Source organism: Mesorhizobium sp. M1006 (assembly GCF_040318825.1).
GTDB lineage: Bacteria > Pseudomonadota > Alphaproteobacteria > Rhizobiales > Rhizobiaceae > Mesorhizobium.
The window spans coordinates 53945-71180 of record NZ_JAMYMZ010000003.1 but is presented as its reverse complement, the minus strand read 5'-3'; the positions used below and the strand labels follow the sequence as shown (position 1 = coordinate 71180).

General features: G+C 63.8%; 18 protein-coding genes. 15 read left to right on the top strand and 3 right to left on the bottom strand.

Going from position 1 to position 17236, the window contains the following annotated elements; genetic code table 11:
• Positions 1–61 precede the first annotated feature (61 nt).
• From NKH60_RS03590 to NKH60_RS03525, 14 genes are all read left to right on the top strand, one after another.
• Complete coding sequence (locus NKH60_RS03590) at positions 62–1069, top strand: ABC transporter permease (RefSeq protein ID WP_352470014.1); 1008 nt, start codon at positions 62–64, stop codon at positions 1067–1069.
• A complete protein-coding gene (locus NKH60_RS03585) occupies positions 1062–1910 on the top strand; it encodes an ABC transporter permease (RefSeq protein WP_352540476.1) in 849 nt (282 codons plus the stop codon). Before NKH60_RS03590 ends, NKH60_RS03585 begins: the two co-directional genes overlap by 8 nt.
• Positions 1907–2797: an ABC transporter ATP-binding protein gene (locus NKH60_RS03580; protein ID WP_352540475.1), complete on the top strand. Its 891-nt coding sequence runs from the start codon at positions 1907–1909 to the stop codon at positions 2795–2797. The genes NKH60_RS03585 and NKH60_RS03580 overlap by 4 nt, the downstream gene beginning before the upstream one ends.
• Entirely contained in the window at positions 2790–3620 is an 831-nt protein-coding gene (locus NKH60_RS03575; protein ID WP_352613850.1) for an ATP-binding cassette domain-containing protein, read from the top strand. Before NKH60_RS03580 ends, NKH60_RS03575 begins: the two co-directional genes overlap by 8 nt.
• A gap of 79 nt (positions 3621–3699) precedes the next feature.
• Positions 3700–4299, top strand: coding sequence for a VOC family protein (locus NKH60_RS03570; protein WP_352470010.1), 600 nt, complete (start codon positions 3700–3702; stop codon positions 4297–4299).
• A gap of 143 nt (positions 4300–4442) precedes the next feature.
• Positions 4443–6737 (top strand): bifunctional salicylyl-CoA 5-hydroxylase/oxidoreductase, encoded by a 2295-nt coding sequence (locus tag NKH60_RS03565; RefSeq protein WP_352613849.1) that lies wholly within the window; start codon positions 4443–4445, stop codon positions 6735–6737.
• Positions 6734–7507: an SDR family NAD(P)-dependent oxidoreductase gene (locus NKH60_RS03560; RefSeq protein ID WP_352470008.1), complete on the top strand. Its 774-nt coding sequence runs from the start codon at positions 6734–6736 to the stop codon at positions 7505–7507. The genes NKH60_RS03565 and NKH60_RS03560 overlap by 4 nt, the downstream gene beginning before the upstream one ends.
• Entirely contained in the window at positions 7501–7971 is a 471-nt protein-coding gene (locus NKH60_RS03555) for a MarR family winged helix-turn-helix transcriptional regulator (protein WP_023676834.1), read from the top strand. Before NKH60_RS03560 ends, NKH60_RS03555 begins: the two co-directional genes overlap by 7 nt.
• Positions 7968–8780, top strand: coding sequence for an enoyl-CoA hydratase family protein (locus tag NKH60_RS03550; protein ID WP_352613848.1), 813 nt, complete (start codon positions 7968–7970; stop codon positions 8778–8780). The genes NKH60_RS03555 and NKH60_RS03550 overlap by 4 nt, the downstream gene beginning before the upstream one ends.
• A gap of 218 nt (positions 8781–8998) precedes the next feature.
• Positions 8999–10147, top strand: a complete 1149-nt coding sequence (locus NKH60_RS03545; RefSeq protein WP_352613847.1) for an acyl-CoA dehydrogenase family protein — start codon at positions 8999–9001, stop codon at positions 10145–10147.
• 71 nt (positions 10148–10218) lie between these two features.
• Positions 10219–10614, top strand: coding sequence for a RidA family protein (locus NKH60_RS03540; RefSeq protein WP_352448544.1), 396 nt, complete (start codon positions 10219–10221; stop codon positions 10612–10614).
• 178 nt (positions 10615–10792) lie between these two features.
• On the top strand, positions 10793–11584 hold the full coding sequence (locus NKH60_RS03535; RefSeq protein ID WP_352613846.1) for an ABC transporter substrate-binding protein: 792 nt from the start codon (positions 10793–10795) through the stop codon (positions 11582–11584).
• A gap of 109 nt (positions 11585–11693) precedes the next feature.
• Positions 11694–12368, top strand: a complete 675-nt coding sequence (locus tag NKH60_RS03530; RefSeq protein ID WP_292656040.1) for an amino acid ABC transporter permease — start codon at positions 11694–11696, stop codon at positions 12366–12368.
• Between the two features lie 30 nt (positions 12369–12398).
• A complete protein-coding gene (locus NKH60_RS03525; protein ID WP_352871234.1) occupies positions 12399–13691 on the top strand; it encodes a cysteine desulfurase-like protein in 1293 nt (430 codons plus the stop codon).
• Here NKH60_RS03525 and NKH60_RS03520 read toward each other — a convergent pair.
• Complete coding sequence (locus tag NKH60_RS03520; protein WP_352540503.1) at positions 13622–14494, bottom strand: NAD(P)H-dependent oxidoreductase; 873 nt, start codon at positions 14492–14494, stop codon at positions 13622–13624. The genes NKH60_RS03525 and NKH60_RS03520 overlap by 70 nt on opposite strands.
• Before the next feature lie 93 nt (positions 14495–14587).
• On the opposite strand from NKH60_RS03520, the gene NKH60_RS03515 reads away from it, so the two are divergent.
• Complete coding sequence (locus tag NKH60_RS03515; RefSeq protein ID WP_352613844.1) at positions 14588–15508, top strand: LysR family transcriptional regulator; 921 nt, start codon at positions 14588–14590, stop codon at positions 15506–15508.
• Between the two features lie 22 nt (positions 15509–15530).
• On the opposite strand, the gene NKH60_RS03510 is transcribed toward NKH60_RS03515, so the two are convergent.
• Positions 15531–16361 (bottom strand): dipeptide ABC transporter ATP-binding protein, encoded by an 831-nt coding sequence (locus NKH60_RS03510; protein ID WP_352448539.1) that lies wholly within the window; start codon positions 16359–16361, stop codon positions 15531–15533.
• Positions 16358–17233 (bottom strand): ABC transporter ATP-binding protein, encoded by an 876-nt coding sequence (locus NKH60_RS03505; RefSeq protein ID WP_023676824.1) that lies wholly within the window; start codon positions 17231–17233, stop codon positions 16358–16360. The genes NKH60_RS03510 and NKH60_RS03505 overlap by 4 nt, the downstream gene beginning before the upstream one ends.
• Positions 17234–17236 lie beyond the last annotated feature (3 nt).

The following is a 17236-nucleotide window of genomic DNA, read 5'->3' as shown; positions in this document are numbered from 1 at the left end:
AGGACTAACGCGCGCCGTCTGCAACCACGGCGCGCCTTTTCCGCCAGGCATACAGGCGACCATGCTGCTGCAAAGATTCCTGATCCGTCTTCTGACCATGGCGATCACGCTGTTCGGCGTGGCGATCGTCGTCTTCATCGTCATCCGTGTCGCGCCGGGCGACCCGATCGCGATGATGCTGCCGCCCGGCGCGACCGATGCCGACATCGCTCGGCTGCGCGCGCTTTACGGGCTGGACAAGACCATCGTCCAGCAATTCTTCATCTGGCTGGCCGGTGTCGTCAGGGGCGATTTCGGCACGTCGATCTCACTGCGGCAGGACGTGCTTGGGCTGGTCTTCAATCGCCTCCCGGCGACGCTGGAACTCGCCATCGTCGCGCTTGTGATGGCGCTGGCGATCGGTGGCACGACGGCGATCCTCGGCGCGCGCGAACGCGGCACCGCGGTCGAAGCCGGCATCGACATTGCCAGCGGTGCGGCACTCTCGATTCCCGATTTCCTGTGGGGCCTGGTGCTGATCCTTCTGTTCGGCGTGCTGGTGCCTATCTTCGACATTTCTGGCCGGGTGTCGCCGCAGCTCGACCTGCCCTTCGCCACGCAATTCTATCTGTTCGAAAGCATTGTACGGCTGCGCTTCGACCTGACCAGGGACCTGCTGGCACACATGCTGATGCCGGCGATTGCGCTGGCGCTGCCACTGGCCGCGATCATCTCGCAGCTGCTGAAACAGTCGCTGAAGGAAGTGCTCGACCTCGACTACGTCGTACTGGCGCGGGTAAAGGGCTTTTCGGAAACGCAGGTCATCCTGCGCGAGGCGCTGAAGAACGCGGCCCTGCCGACGCTGACGCTGGTCGGCGTGCAGTTCACCTTCCTGATCGGCGGCACGGTCATCGTCGAACGACTGTTTTCCTATGAAGGTCTCGGCAACATGGCGATCGATGCCGTCATCAACCGCGACCTGCCGCTGATCCAGGGCATCGTGCTGGTCTTCGCGCTGCTGTTCGTGCTGATCAACCTTGCCGTCGACATGATGTACGCCCTGCTCAATCCGAGGCTGCGCCATGGATGAGGCCCGCATTTCGAGACATGGCTCGCGGGCACGCCTGTGGCTGGCCGGCGGCTGGCTGCTGATTGCGCTGCTGGCCGCGATTTTTGCGCCGTTGGTCGCACCGCAGGACCCGCTGGCGCAGGATTTGATGCTGGAGCGGCTGCCGCCTTTCTGGATTGATGGCGCCGAGCCCGGCTACTGGCTCGGCACCGACAGCCTCGGCCGCGATCTTCTGTCACGGCTGATCTTCGGTGCCCGTATCGCCTTCATCGTCGCCTTCGCGGCAGCCTTTGCCGCCTGCCTGGTCGGCTCGACGCTCGGCCTGATCGCCGGCTATTTCGGCGGCTGGGCCGACCGCATCATCTCACGTATCGTCGATGTCTGGATGGCGTTTCCGCCGGTGCTGTTTGCCATCCTTCTGGTCGCCGTGCTCGGCACCGGCTTGAGCTCGGTTATCATTGCCATTGCCGTCATCGACTGGACGCGCTTCTGCCGGGTGATCCGCGCCGAGACGATGGGCCAGTCGCGCATGGACTATGTCGAGAACGCCCGCATCGCAGGCTACGGCCGCATCGGCATCATGCTGCGCGAAGTGCTGCCCAATGTGGTGCCGTCGATCGTCGCGCTGCTGTCGCTGGAGATGGGCATTGCCGTCATCGTCGAGGCGATCCTGTCCTTCGTCAATCTGTCGATCTCGACCGACGACCCGACCTGGGGCGGCATCATCGCCGAGGGTCGCCTGTCGATCCATCAGGCCTGGTGGGTGCTGGTGTTCCCGCTGGTCACCCTGATCCTGACGGTGCTGTCGTTCAGCCAGTTTGGCGAGGGCCTCAGGGCACGTTTCGATCCGGTGCTGCGATGAACGCGCAGGCGAAACCCTGCCTCGACATACGCAGCCTTAGCGCGGTGCTGCCTAATGGCTTGCGCGTGCTGCGCTCGGTGTCGCTCGCCGTCGAGCCCGGCGAGGTGCGCGCGCTGGTCGGCGAGAGCGGCGCCGGCAAGACGATGATCGGCAAGGCGGTGCTTGGCGTCCTGCCTTCGAGCGTGCGCATCGTCGAAGGCGATATGCTGTTCGAGGGCGAGGACCTCGGCAAGCTTCAGCCAAAGGCAAGGCGCACGCTGATCGGCGCGCGCACGGCGCTGATCCCGCAGGATCCGCTTACCGCGCTCAACCCGTCACGCCGCATCGGCCCGCAGATGACCGACCGGCTGGTGCGCATCCTCGGCTGGAGCGGCGAGAAGGCCGATGCACGCATCCGCCGATTGCTGGACGAGGTGCAGATCCGCGACCCCGAGCGTGTCCTCAAATGCTATCCGCACGAGCTGTCCGGCGGCATGCGCCAGCGCGTGCTGATCGCCGCGGCGTTTGCGGCCGAACCAAGGCTGATCGTCGCCGACGAGCCGACCACGGCGCTCGACGTGACGGTGCAGAAGCAGATCCTGCGGCTGATCGCGCAGCTGCAGCGCGAGCACGGCACGGCGATCCTGTTCGTTACCCATGATCTCGGCGTCGTCGCCAAGATCAGCCAGAAGGTCTCGGTGCTCTATGCCGGCAAGGTGGTGGAGGAGGCCGAAACGGCCGCTCTCTTCGCTGCCCCGCAGCACCCCTACACGCGAGCGCTGATGGCCGCGACTCCGCGCTACACCGATCCCTTCGCTTCGCTGAAACCCGTGGACGAGGCGGTACTGGCCGGGCTAGCCGCGGAGATCGCCGCCGCCGATCAGGCCTGGAGGCGCCCGCATGGCTGAGCCGCTGTTTTCCGTGCGTGGGCTGAAGGTCGCGCTGCCCGACATGACGCGCAAGCCGCTGATCGGCCGCGCGCCCTTGGCCGAGATCCTGAAAGGGCTGGATTTCGACCTGCCAAAGGGATCGGTGACCGGCATCGTCGGCGAATCCGGCTCCGGCAAATCGACGCTTGGCCGCGCCTTAGTGCGGCTTCTGGAGCCGAGCGCCGGCAAGGTCATCTTCGACGGCCGCGACATCACACACCTGCCTGAGGCCGAGCTCCGGCCGCTGCGCCGCAATCTGCAGATGATCTTCCAGGATCCGATGTCGTCGCTCAACCCGCGCCGCACCATCTTCAGCATCATCGCAGCACCGCTCAAGCAGAACGGGCTTGGCGACAATCTCAGGGATCGTGTCGCGGAGGCGTTGCAGCGCGTCGGCCTGCCGCAAGGCTTCGCCAGCCGCTATCGTCATGAATTGTCGGGCGGCCAGCGCCAGCGCGTCGGCATTGCCCGCGCGCTGGCGCTGTCGCCGAAATTCGTGCTGGCCGACGAAATCGTCTCAGGCCTCGACGTGTCGACGCAGGCACAGATCCTGACGCTGCTGGAAAAACTCGCCGCCGAAATGGGCCTGACCGTTGCCTTCATCAGCCATGACCTGTCGGTGATCCGGCGGCTCTGCCGGCAAGTGATCGTCATGCGCGAAGGCGCGATCGTCGAAGCCAGTGCGACGGATACTTTGTTCGAGCAGCCGCAGCAGGCTTACACGCGCGACCTCCTCGCCGCCATTCCGCTGCCTGAGATCGATGACGCCTGGCTGCTTCCCGCCGCAAAGGCGCTGGCATGAACACATTCCTATTCGCACGCTAAAGAGCGGGCCTCAGGCGTGCACCCGGCAAAATGTCCCGCGATGGAGGATGACTGACATGAAGAATGCAATCCGCTACGCAGTGCTCACCGCCACCGTGCTGGGAGGCATCGGCACGGCTTACGCCAGTTCCATTCCCGGCATGCGTGGCCACGACCACACCGGCGTCACCGTCCCCGACATGGAGCAGGCGGTCGATTTCTTCACCGAGGTGGTTGGCTGCAAGAAGGCGATGTCGTTCGGCCCGTTCGCCGACGACAAGGGCACATTCATGCAAGATCTGCTGGGCGTCGATCCCAAGGCGGTGATTGAGGAGATCATCCTGGTCCGCTGCGGACACGGGTCGAACATCGAGCTGTTCAAATACACCGCGCCGGACCAGAAGGACCTGACGCCTCGCAACAGCGACATAGGCGGCTTCCATATCGCCTTCTATGTCGACGACATCGCCGCCGCAAAAGCCTATCTTGACGGCAAGGGCGTCAAGACGCGGATGGGGCCGCTGCCGGTTACCGAAGGCCCGGCCGCCGGCCAGACCATCCTCTACTTCCAGGCGCCCTGGGGCTTGCAGTTGGAAGCGATCAGCTATCCCAATGGCATGGCTTATGAAAAAGATGCGGAGACGGTGCTGTGGAGCCCGAAGAACCCGGAAAAATAGCCCGGGGCGTCCCTGGCCTGCGCAAGCCGACTGCCGGCAAGCTGGGTTTCTGGGGCGGATTGTTTCAATCCTGAAACTTCAAGCTTGAATTAATCCGTCTCAGGCGTAAACTCGACAAACAGAAGCGAAGAGGAGATCGCACGATGAAAGTTGCGGTTCTCGGCGGCGGACCAGCCGGGCTCTACTTTGCAATCTCGCTGAAGCTCAGGGATGCCGCGCATGAGGTCACGGTGTTCGAGCGCAACCGTGCCGATGACACGTTTGGCTGGGGCGTCGTGCTGTCGGCCGAAACGCTGGAGAACCTGACCAAAAACGACCCGGTCAGCGCCGTCTGGATCCGCAAGCATTTCGCCTATTGGGACGATATCGCCGTCATCCATGACGGCGTGCGCACGGTCTCGACCGGTCACGGCTTTTGCGGCATTGGCCGCAAGCGGCTGCTCACATTGCTGCAGCGGCGCGCGCGCGAACTCGGCGTCAAGCTGGTCTTCGAAACCGACATCGCCGATCCCAAGCCATATATGGAGACGCACGACCTGGTTGTCGCCGCCGACGGGTTGAACTCGAAAGCGCGGAGCACCTTCGTCGACGTGTTCAAGCCCGATATCGACATTCGTAGATGCAAGTTCGTCTGGCTCGGCACCCACCAGAAATTCGACGACGCCTTCACCTTCATCTTCGAAAAGACCGAGCATGGCTGGGTGTGGGCGCATGCCTACCAGTTCGACAGCGATACCGCGACCTTCATCGTCGAATGCAGCGAGCAGACCTGGCAGCGCTTCGGCTTCGGCGCGATGTCGCAGCAGGAATCGATTGCCGTCTGCGAGCGCATCTTTGCCCGTCATCTCGGCGGCCACGCGCTGATGACCAACGCCAATCATATCCGCGGCTCGGCGTGGATCAATTTCCCGCGCGTCTTGTGCGAACGCTGGTCCTACACGAACCTGGCGCTGATGGGCGACGCGGCGGCGAGCGCGCATTTCTCGATCGGTTCCGGCACCAAGCTGGCGCTGGAAAGCGCGGTGGCGCTGGCCGACTATGTCGAGTCCGAGCCAGACCTCGAGGCCGCCTTTAGCAAATATGAGGACGCCCGCCGCACCGAAGTGCTGAAGCTGCAGTCGGCGGCGCGCAATTCGCTCGAATGGTTCGAGGAGGTCGAGCGCTATCTCGGCCTCGATCCGGTGCAGTTCAACTATTCGCTGCTGACGCGTTCGCAACGCATCAGTCACGAAAATTTGCGGCTGCGCGATGCCGAATGGCTGGCCGGCGCCGAGGAGTGGTTCCAGCGCCAGGCCGGCGCCGGGGGCAACAATCTGCGTCGCGCGCCGATGTTCGCGCCGTTCCGGCTGCGCGGCATGGCGCTGCAGAACCGCGTCGTCGTCTCGCCGATGGCGCAGTACAAGGCGGTCGACGGCTGTCCGACCGATTGGCATTTCGCCCATTACGCCGAACGGGCCAAGGGCGGCGCCGGTCTCCTCTACATCGAGATGACGTGCGTCAGCGCGGAGGGCCGCATCACGCCTGGCTGCCCCGGTTTCTATGCGCCCGAGCATGAGGTCGCCTGGAAGCGGCTGGTCGAGTTCGTCCATGCCGAAACCGAGGCCAAGATCTGCGCCCAGATCGGCCATTCCGGTGCAAAGGGGTCGACCAGGCTCGGCTGGCAGGGAACCGACGTGCCGCTGCCCTCAGGCAATTGGCCCGTCATGGCAGCGTCTTCCGTGCCGTGGTCGCGGGAAAACCAGGTGCCGAAGGCGATGGACCGCGCCGACATGGATATGGTGCGCGGCCAGTTTGTCGCTTCGGCCGAGATGGCGGCGCGCTGCGGCTTCGACATGCTCGAAATCCACGCCGCGCACGGCTATCTCCTGTCCTCCTTCATCACGCCCTTGACCAACCGGCGCACCGACTCCTATGGCGGCTCGCTGGAAAACCGCATGCGCTACCCCTTGGAAATCTTTCATGCGGTGCGCGCCGCGTGGCCGGCCGAGAAGCCGATCTCGATGCGCATCTCCGCCAATGACTGGCTGGGCATCGAAGGCGTGACGCCGGCCGATGCCGTAGAGATCGCGCGGCTGCTGCATGAGGCCGGCGTAGACATCTGCGACGTATCGGCCGGCCAGACGTCGGCCGTGGCAAGACCGGTCTATGGCCGCATGTTCCAGACGCCGTTTTCCGATCGCATCCGCAACGAGGTCGGCATGGCGACGATGGCGGTCGGCAATATCTATGAGCCGGACCACGTCAACTCGATCCTGATGGCGGGCCGCGCCGATCTCGTCGCGCTGGCTAGGCCGCATCTTGCCGATCCGTATTGGACGCTGCACGCAGCTGTCACGCTTGGCGATCGCGGCGTCAAATGGCCGGATCCCTATCTGCCCGGCCGCGACCAGCTCTACCGGGTGGCCGAACGCGAAGCGGCAGCGGGGCTGAAAGTATGAGTGCCGCGGTGACGATTTCGCGGCGTCATGCGCTGGTCACCGGCGGCGGCTCCGGCGTCGGCCGCGCGATCGCGCTGGCGCTGGCCGGCGCGGGCGTTGACGTGACCATCTGCGGCCGGCGCGTGGAGCCGCTTGCCGAGGTCGCCGCGGAGAACAAGTCCATCTTCGCCATTGCCGCCGACGTCACCGACGAGACGTCGATGGCGTCGCTCTACGAGGCCGCGGAAGCGGCACGCGGAGCGTTCGACATCGTCGTTGCCAATGCCGGCATGTCCGGCAGTGCCCCGGCGCAGCGGACCTCGCTGGCAGACTGGCAGCGCACGCTCGACGTCAACTTGACCGGTGCGTTCCTGACGGTGAAGCCGGCGTTGGCCGGCATGGCAGTGCGCAAGACTGGCCGTATCATCTTCGTCGCTTCCACCGCCGGACTGAAAGGCTATCCCTATGTCGCAGCGTACGTTGCCGCCAAGCATGGCGTCGTCGGCCTGATGCGGGCACTCGCCGTCGAGACCGCCAAGTCCGGCATAACAGTGAATGCCGTGTGCCCAGGGTTTGTCGAAACCGAGATGCTGGAGAGCACCGTCCAACGCATCGTCCAAACGACCGGCCGCTCGTCCGAGCAGGCACGGACGAGCCTAGCCGCGACCAACCCGCAAGGCCGCTTCATCCAGCCGGAAGAAATTGCGGCCGCGGTACTTTATCTGTGTGGCGACGCCGCCCGGTCGATTACCGGACAGACGATTTCGATCTCCGGAGGTGAGACATGGTAGCCGGTCCCCTGCCCGCCCCGTCCGGACCCGGCAAGGACCGCCTGCGGCTGTGGATACGCCTGCTGCGCGCCTCGCGCACCATCGAGGCCGAGCTGCGCGAACGACTGCGGCAAGAGTTCAACACAACGCTGCCGCGCTTCGACGTGATGGCCGCGCTCTACCGCGCGCCGGAGGGCATGCTGATGAGCGATCTTTCGCGCTTCCTGCTGGTGTCCAACGGCAATGTCACCGGCATCATCGACCGGCTGGTCTCGGAAGGGTTGGTGATGCGGGCCCGACGCAATGGCGACCGCCGCACCTCGATGGTGCGGCTGACGGAAGAGGGATCGAAGATTTTCGCCGTGATCGCCGCCGCGCATGAGAAATGGGTCGGCGAGTTGCTGGGCAATGTGAGCGAGGATGAGGCGCGCAGGCTGACCGGCATGCTGACCTCCTTCCGCAGCAATTGGGAGGGACGGGAATGACGAAGCTGGCCGGCCGCAAGCCGAAGCATTTCCTCTGGCAGGTCGAAGGCAAGATCGCAAAGATCCGGCTCGATCGACCGGAGCGCAAGAACCCGTTGACCTTCGACAGCTATGCCGAATTGCGCGACATATTTCGCGACCTTGTCTACGCCGATGATGTCGATGCTGTGGTGTTCCTGCCCAATGGCGGCAATTTCTGCTCGGGCGGCGATGTCCACGAAATCATCGGCCCACTGATCAAGATGGACATGAAGGCGCTGCTCGCCTTCACCCGCATGACGGGCGATTTCGTCAAGGCGATGCTGAATTGCGGCAAGCCGATTATTGCGGCGGTCGATGGCGTGGCGGTCGGCGCCGGCGCGATAATCGCCATGGCCTCCGATATCCGCATCGCCACGCCCCAGGCCAAGACAGCATTCCTGTTCACCCGCGTCGGCCTTGCCGGCTGCGACATGGGGGCCTGCGCGATCCTGCCGCGCATCATTGGCCAGGGCCGCGCCGCCGAGCTGCTCTATACCGGCCGCACGATGAGTGCCGAGGAAGGCGAGCGCTGGGGCTTCTACAACCGGCTGGTCGATACCGCAACGCTTGAGGCCGACGCGCTCGACATGGCCGCGCGCATCGTTTCCGGCCCGACCTTCGCCCATGGCATGACCAAGACGCAGCTGAACCAGGAATGGTCGATGGGTCTCGACCAGGCGATCGAAGCGGAAGCGCAGGCGCAGGCGATCTGCATGCAGACCCGCGATTTCGAGCGGGCGTACACGGCTTTCGTGGCCAAGGAGAAGCCGGTGTTCGAGGGAAATTGAGATGATCGCTTCCACGCTGGCGGGACAGCACCCCCCTCTGGCCTGCCGGCCATCTCCCCCTCAAGGGGGGAGATTGGATATCAGGCCCGCTTTCGCCAATCTCCAACATCGCAGGGAGAGCCGTGGCAGCGAAGCCGCCAATCTCCCCCCTAGAGATGTCCAGCAGGACAGAGGGGGGCGCCGTGGAGCGCCAGGGCCGGAGAATTGTGGAGGCAGCAATGCCTGACCGTTCCTTCCTCTCCTGGCCGTTCTTCGAGGATCGCCACCGCGATCTGGCGGAGCGGCTGGAGGCATGGTGCGCCAAGAACCTGCCGGTCGCGCATGACGATGTCGACGCGGCCTGCCGCGAGTTGGTGGCGAGGCTTGGCAAAGACGGCTGGCTGAAGCCAACGGCGTTCGATGTGGACAATCCGGGACCGCTCGACGTGCGCACGCTCTGCCTCACGCGCGAAACGCTGGCCCGGCATGACGGGCTGGCCGATTTCGCCTTCGCCATGCAAGGGCTCGGCACCGGCGCACTCAGCCTGTTCGGCACGCCCGACCAGCAGCACTGGCTGGCGAAGACACGGGCCGGCAAGGCGATTTCGGCTTTCGCGCTGTCGGAGCCGCGCTCGGGCTCGGACGTCGCCAATATGGAAATGACGGCCATGCGTGACGGCGACAGCTATCTCTTGTCCGGCGAAAAGACCTGGATCTCCAACGGCGGTATCGCTGACTTTTATGCTGTCTTTGCCCGCACCGGCGAAGCGCCCGGCGCCAAGGGGCTTTCCGCCTTTGTCGTGCCTTCCGAAACCGAGGGGCTGATCGTTGCCGAGCGGCTGGAGGTGATCGCGCCGCACCCGCTCGCCCGGCTGTCCTTCGACAATGCACGCATTCCAGCCTCGGCGCTGATCGGCAAACCCGGTGACGGTTTTCGCATCGCCATGTCCGTGCTCGACGTGTTCCGTTCGACCGTCGGCGCAGCGGCGCTCGGCTTTGCCCGGCGCGCGCTGGACGAAAGCATCACAAGAGTGGCCGAGCGCAGGCTGTTCGGTGCGCCGATGGCCGAGCTGCAGATGGTGCAGGGCCACATCGCCGACATGGCGCTGGATGTCGATGCCGCCGCGTTGCTGGTCTATCGCGCCGCCTGGACCAAGGACATGGGTGCCGCTCGGGTTACCCGCGAAGCCGCCATGGCCAAGCTGTTCGCTACCGACAAAGCGCAGGAGGTGATCGACAAGGCTGTGCAGCTGCATGGCGGCGACGGCGTCCGCAAGGGCCATATCGTCGAGAGCCTGTATCGCGAGATCCGGGCGCTGCGCATCTACGAGGGAGCGTCCGACGTGCAGAAGGTGGTGATTGCACGGCAAGTGATGGGAGCGGCCTGAGACGGGAGTTTGCGTGAAATTATTGTCTTCGAGTTTTGAGCGACCGGATTTGAGCATTGGGAGGTTTTGACATGCACACCATCCTGCAGCCGGAAGGCTGGGCGAAACCCGTCGGCTACGCCAATGGCGTCGCCGCGCGCGGGCAGCTTGTCTTCGTCGGCGGGCAGGTCGGCTGGAACGGACAGGGCCGCTTCGAGACCGATGATCTTGTCGGCCAGGTGCGGCAGACGCTGGCCAATATTGTCGCCGTGCTCGCCGAGGCCGGCGCCAAGCCGGAACATATCACCTCTATGACCTGGTACTTTACCGACAAGGCGGAATATCTGACCAATCTCAAGGGGATCGGCGAGGTTTATCGCGAGGTGATCGGCCGGCATTTTCCGGCGATGGCCGCCATGCAGGTGATGGCGCTGGTCGAGGATCGCGCCAAGGTTGAGATCCAGGCCACGGCGGTTATTCCGGAGTGACGGCAACACGCGGCAATTTTTTAAGCTTAAAACTTTCGCCTTGAAAAGCGCGGTACTTTGGATAGCATCCGATGTCTTGCGACTGCCGTGCCGGGAGGGCTTTCCGGCAGTCCCGTCACTTGACGCATCAAAACCGTGCGGGGCCAAACCCGTCCGATCACAACCAGAGGGAACGAAAATGAACTTCACCCGTCGCAACCTGCTGCTTCTTGCTGCTGCCATCGGCATCGCCGGCGGCCCGGCCTACGCCGAAGGCACGCTGAATGTCGGCGCCTATCCGACCAATCCGCCTTTTGAATACAAGAACGAGAGCGGCACGTTCGAGGGTTTCGAAGTCGACATCATCAATGAGGCGGCAAAGCGTATCGGCATGACCACTGATATCGCCGATCTCGGTTTCCAGGCGCTGTTCGCCGCCACCACCTCGAAGCGCATCGACGTCGCCATCTCGTCGATCACCATCACGCCGGAGCGGCTGAAGTCTCAGTCGTTCACGCAGCCCTACTATGATTCCGACATGGGCATCGCCGCGAAGGCCGACAGCCCGATCAAGGCCGAGGCCGACCTCAAGGGCAAGATCGTCGGCGTGCTGTCCGGCTCGACCGGCGAAGCCTGGGTCAAGGCCCACCAGGAAGCGGACGGGTTCAGTGACGTCAAGGGCTACGACACGCAGCAGAACTTGCTGCTCGATCTCAGCTCCGGCCGCGTCGATGCGGCGGTCAGCGATATTCCGGGCCTGGAATATTCTTTCACCAGGATGAAGGATCTCGCCGTAAAAGAGCGCATCAAGACCGGCGAGCAGTACGGTCTGATGATGACCAAGGACCACCCGCTGCTCGGCAAGCTGAACGACGCGCTGACCGCGATGAAGAAGGACGGCACGCTGGCCGCGATCCACAAGAAGTGGTTCGGCAGCGACGCACCTGCCGATTCCTCGACCGTCAAGGAAACTCCTATGCCGAAGGCCTGAGCGGCAGTTCACGCTTAAATGTCGTGCCGGCTTTCGATGCCGGCACGATTTCGGATTTCGGGCTCGGGCTCGAGCGTCGCGGGACGCCAAACGTTTCGGAAATGCTGCGATGTCGCTGCTGGACACCTTCTTCAACGCCGACGTCATGGTCTCCAGCCTGCCGGCGCTGTTGCGCGGCTTCCTGAACACCCTGCTGCTCGGAATCATGAGCATCGGCATCGGTATTCCCGTCGGCCTCGCGATCAGCCTGGTGCGGCTCTATGCGCCAAAGCCGCTTCGGCTGCTGGCTGTCGGCTACATTGACATTTTCCGGGCGATGCCGGTGCTGGTCGTGCTGATCCTGATCTACTATGCGCTGCCGTTCCTCGGCATTCGCCTGTCATCGTGGACGTCCGCGGTGATGGCCTTCGCCATCATCATGGCGGCCTATTCGGCCGAGGTGTTCCGCTCCGGTATAGAGAGTATTCCGCGCGGCCAGTTCGAGGCGGCGCAGGCGCTCGGCCTGCCGTTCTTGCTGACCTTGCGCAAGGTAGTGCTGCCGCAGGCGATCCGCGTCGTCATTCCGCCAATGACCAGCAATTGCGTTTCGATGTTCAAGGATACTTCGCTCGCTTCCACCGTGGCGCTGCCCGAACTGCTGAAGGAAGCGACCAACGCGCAATCGCTCTATGCCAATCCTTCACCGCTGATCGGCGCGGCGCTGGTCTATCTCATCTTTCTCTGGCCGATGGTCCGTCTCGTCAGCCTCCTTGAACGCCGCTTTCAAACCGAAAAGACCCGCTGAATCTGTCAGCGCACTTCGCAGGAGACGACCTTGAACCAGCATCAGATTTCGAAAACCGGCGATGCCGCAGCTTTCCCGGTCGAGACGATCCGCGCCATGTTTCCCGCCTTGCAGCAAGCCGGGGACTTCGTCTTCATGGACAATGCCGCCGGCGCGCAGATCCCGCAAAGCGTGCTCGATGCGGTCACCAACCATTTGGTCGCGCATAATGTGCAGCGCGGCGGCCGCTATGGCCGCAGCGTCACCGTCGACCAAGCCGTCGCCGGCGCTCGCGAAAGCGTGGCCTTGCTGATCAACGCCACCAACCCGGCGGAGATCTGTTTCGGCATGAACGCCACTTCGTTCATCCGCCTGGTCAGCCTCGGCATCGGCCAGATGCTTTCCGAGCGCCCAAACGGGGAGCGTGACGAGATCGTCATCACCGACATGGATCACGACGCCAATATCGCGACGTGGCTGGCGCTGGCGCCCGCCGGCGCCAAGTTCAAATGGTGGCGGATGCGCGACGACGGCAATCTGCATGTCGACGATTTGCGCCCGCTGGTCTCAGAGCGCACCCGGCTCGTCGCCTGCACGGTCACGGCGCATTCGATCGGCTCGATTGTCGACGTTGCTTCCGTGGCTGCGATTGCGCATGCGGCAGGCGCCGAAGTGTTCCTCGACTGCGTGCATTACGGGCCGCACGGGCTGATTGATGTGCAGGCCTGGGATTGCGATTATCTGGTCTGCTCCGGCTACAAGAATTTCTCGCCGCATATGGGCTTCCTGTGGGGCCGCTTCGAAACACTGAAGCGCTTGCCGACCTTCCGCGAGGATTTCATCCCCGACGAGCCGCCCCACAAAATCGAAGCCGGCACGTTCATCTACGAGAACGTCTCCGGCATGGATGCCGCGGTGCGCTACCTCGAATCGATCGGCCGCAATTTCTTGTCCGAGAATAACCGGTCGCGCCGCGACAACATCGTCGCCGGCATGAATGCCATCCGCGACTACGAACAGGTGCTGGCGCGCGAAATGCTGGCGGTGCTCAAAGATTGCGGCGCGACGATCTACGGCGTGGCCGACGAGGCACGCCTCAGCGAGCGCGTGCCGACCTTCTGCTTCAATGTCGGCACGCTGTCGCCGCAGAGGATCGTCGAGGAAATGGCCGAGATGCAGATCGGCATTCGCGACGGCCACATGTATGCGCCGCGCCTGATGAAGCGGCTCAACCTCAGCATGGACAGCGGCGCCGTGCGCGCCTCGCTGGTGCATTACAATACGATCGAGGAAGTCCGGCGCTTCGGCGAGGCGCTGCGCACCATCATCGCCCGGCTGTCCTGATCGGAGTGGGCGGCGGCGCCGGCGCGATCCTCGTGAAGCGCAAAGGCGGTCGCACCCGGGTTCTCCAAGCCGGGGCGCAATTGCATGCTTGGGATCAAGTAATCGCCGCCATTCTGCTGCCGATAACGAATGGGCCGGATTGTCTCGAGCGTTCGCATCCTTTCGCGCAGTCGCTCCGCGACAGGCTCGAAATCCGCCTCCCCGAAACGGTCCACCCTGTAAACCACGAACGGCGGAAGCACGTCGTAGCCCGGATAGTATAGAATCCCGTGATTGATCGGGAACAGCAGGTCGTCGATCGGGCCGTTGACGCCGCGGGCGGAGTAATGCTCTTCCCAGCCGCCTGCGGTCACGATCAGCATTGCGCGCTTGCCGGCGAGCGTTCCCTCACCAAAGCGGTCACCCCACCGCTTGTCGCTGTGCTCGCCAACGCCATAGGCGAAGCCGTAGGCGTACACGCGATCGACCCAGCCCTTGAGGATCGCCGGCATGGCGTACCACCACAGCGGGAACTGGAGGATCAGGGTGTCGGCCCATAGCAGCTTGTCGATCTCGGCTTTGACGTCATCGGTCAGAGTGTTGGTCGCAAAAGCCTTTTTGGAGGCGCCGGCCGGCAGGAAGCGTGCTTCGGGCGGCCACGACGGAAAGTCGGCACGGTCCACCTCGGCTTTCCAGCCGTCGGCATAGAGGTCCGACACCCGCACCTCGTGGCCTTGGGCCTCGAGTTCCCTGATGGCGACGTCGCGCAGCGCGCCGTTGAGCGAACGCGGTTCAGGATGAGCAAAAACAAGCAGGACTTTCATGGGTCTACTCCGAAGAAGGACGATAGACACCAAAGGTAGCCAGCCGCGGAATGATCCGCTATATGTAGGAAATGTATAAGATAATGCCGAATAATGGATAGATCGGACGTCACTCTCGAGCGCATGCGCACCTTCGTTCGCGTCGCCGAGCGCGGCAGCCTCTCGGCGGTGGCGCGCGAGCTCGGAGTTGGGCAGTCGACGGTCACACGGCATTTGCGAGAACTCGAGGAGGCCGTCGGAGTGCCCTTGCTCAGCAGGACCACCCGGCGTGTGACGATGACTGATGAAGGCAGCCGTTACTATACCGACAGCGTCCAGGTCCTGCGCCTCGTTGAGCAGGCCGGCGATGAGGCGCGGGGCACGCGCGGCGCGTCGGCCGGCACGATCCGGATATCCTGCACGGCGGCGCTCGGGGTCTTGCACGTCAGCCGGCTGATCTTCGCCTTTCAGGACCGCCATCCCGATATCGGCATCGATCTTAGCCTGACCGACGAGCGCATCGATCTTGTGCGGGAGGGCGTCGACATTGCGCTTCGCCTGGGTCCGCTCACCGACAGCTCAATGAAACTGCGGGCGCTCGGGCAATCCCGGCGTCTGCTGGTGGCGGCGCCGGCCTATCTGGCGGCGCGGGGCAGACCGGCTGTCCCGCAGGATCTGCCTGGCCATGAAGGCATCCGGATGTCGAACATCGCAGGAAGCGACACACTCGCCCTGCAGGGGCCGGTCGGCAAACGCTTTGCGGTGCCCTTTGGCGGTCGATTTCGCGTCGACCATGGGCTTGCCGCGCGCGAAGCCATTGTCGCCGGACGCGGTATCGCACCCGCCCACCATTGGCTTGTCGACGATCTCCTGGCGGCCGGCCGGCTGGAAGTGGTCCTGCCGGGCTATTTTCCGCCTCCCGTCCCGCTGAGCATGCTGATCGTTCCGGAGCGTGCGGGCATTGCCCGGGTGCGACTGCTGGTCGACTTTCTCGCCGAGCAGATCTCCGGCATTCCGGGGATCGAGAAGCGGTAGCCGGCCGGCAAACCTCGCCGGATCAGGCGGCCTTCTTCTTCGCCAAACGTGCCTTGATGCTGGCAACGTCGGCACGTGGCGTCGCAGCGAACAGCGTCCTGGTGTAGCTGTGTTTGGGGTCGGCGAAGACCTCGTCGCGCGAGCCGTATTCGACCGCTTCGCCGAAATACATTACCATCACGTCGTCGGCGATGTAGCGCACCACCGACAGGTCGTGGCTGATGAAAACATAGGTTAGCTGAAACTCGTCCTGCAGGTCGGCGAGCAGGTTCAGCACCTGCGCCTGCACCGAAAGATCAAGTGCCGAGACCGGCTCGTCCAGCACCAGAAGGCTGGGGTTGAGCATCAGCGCGCGGGCGATGGCGATCCGCTGGCGCTGGCCGCCCGAAAACATATGCGGGTAGCGATTAAAGTGCTCGGGGCCGAGACCGACCTTCTTTAGCATCTTCATGGCAAGATCGCGCCGCTCGTCGGCCGTGCTGTCGGTGTTGATGAGCAGCGGCTCGGCAAGCACGTCGCCGATCTTCTGGCGTGGATTGAGCGAACCATAAGGGTTTTGGAAGACGATCTGGACCTTGCGGCGCATTTCCTTCGACAGGCCGTTCCTGCCGATGTCTACCTTCTTGCCGTCGATGAAAAGCTCGCCGGAGGTCGCCGGGTCGATCAGGGTGATGATGCGGGCGAGTGTTGACTTGCCGCAGCCGCTCTCGCCGACGATGGCCAGCGTCTTGCCCTTGTCGACGCTGAACGAAACACCCTTGACCGCATGAACCGTACGGGAGGGGCGGAAAAGCCCGCCACCGACATGATAGTCGCGCACGATGTTCTTGCCTTCGACTACCGTCACGCTCATGAGGCGGTTCCTCCTGCGGACCGGGCTGCGACTACAGATGGGGCCGGCTCAAACAGCATGTCGGAAACAGTAGGCAACCGGTCGCCGACGGCGTTTTCGGGCAGCGCCGACAAGAGCGCGCGCGTGTAGTTGCTCTTGGGGGACTCGAACAGCGACAGCACGTCGGCCTCTTCCATCTTGCGGCCCTTATACTGGACGATGACACGGTCGGCGGTCTCGGCAACCACCCCCATATTGTGGGTGATCATGATCAGGCCCATGCCATATTTGGCCTGCAGGCCGACCAGCAGATCGAGGATCTGCTTCTGGATGGTGACATCGAGCGCCGTGGTTGGCTCGTCGGCGATCAAAAGCTTGGGATTGCAGGCGATGGCGATGGCGATCATGACGCGCTGACACTGACCACCCGACATCTGGTGCGGGAAGGAGCCCAGCCGTTCCTCGGGGTCGGCGATGCCGACCAACTTCATCAATTCGATGGCACGCGCCCGGCGCTGGGCGCGGTCCATGCCCATATGGAAGCGCAGCACCTCCTCGATCTGGAAGCCGACGGTGAAGCACGGGTTGAGGCTGGCGACCGGCTCCTGGAAGATCATCGAAATGTCCTTGCCGACGATCTTGCGCCGCTCGGATGGGCCGAGCTTGAGCAGGTCGATGCCGTCGAAGGCCATGCGGTCGGCCCTCACCGTCGCGGTGTTGGGCAAAAGCCCCATCACCGCCAGCATCGCCACCGACTTGCCCGAACCGGATTCGCCGACGATCGCCAGCACCTCGCGCGGTTCGACCGACAGGTCGATGCCTTGTACCGCCATGAATGGTCCAGCGGCGGTGTCGAAGGAAACGGTCAGGTTCTTGATCTCGAGAAGAGGCATTGG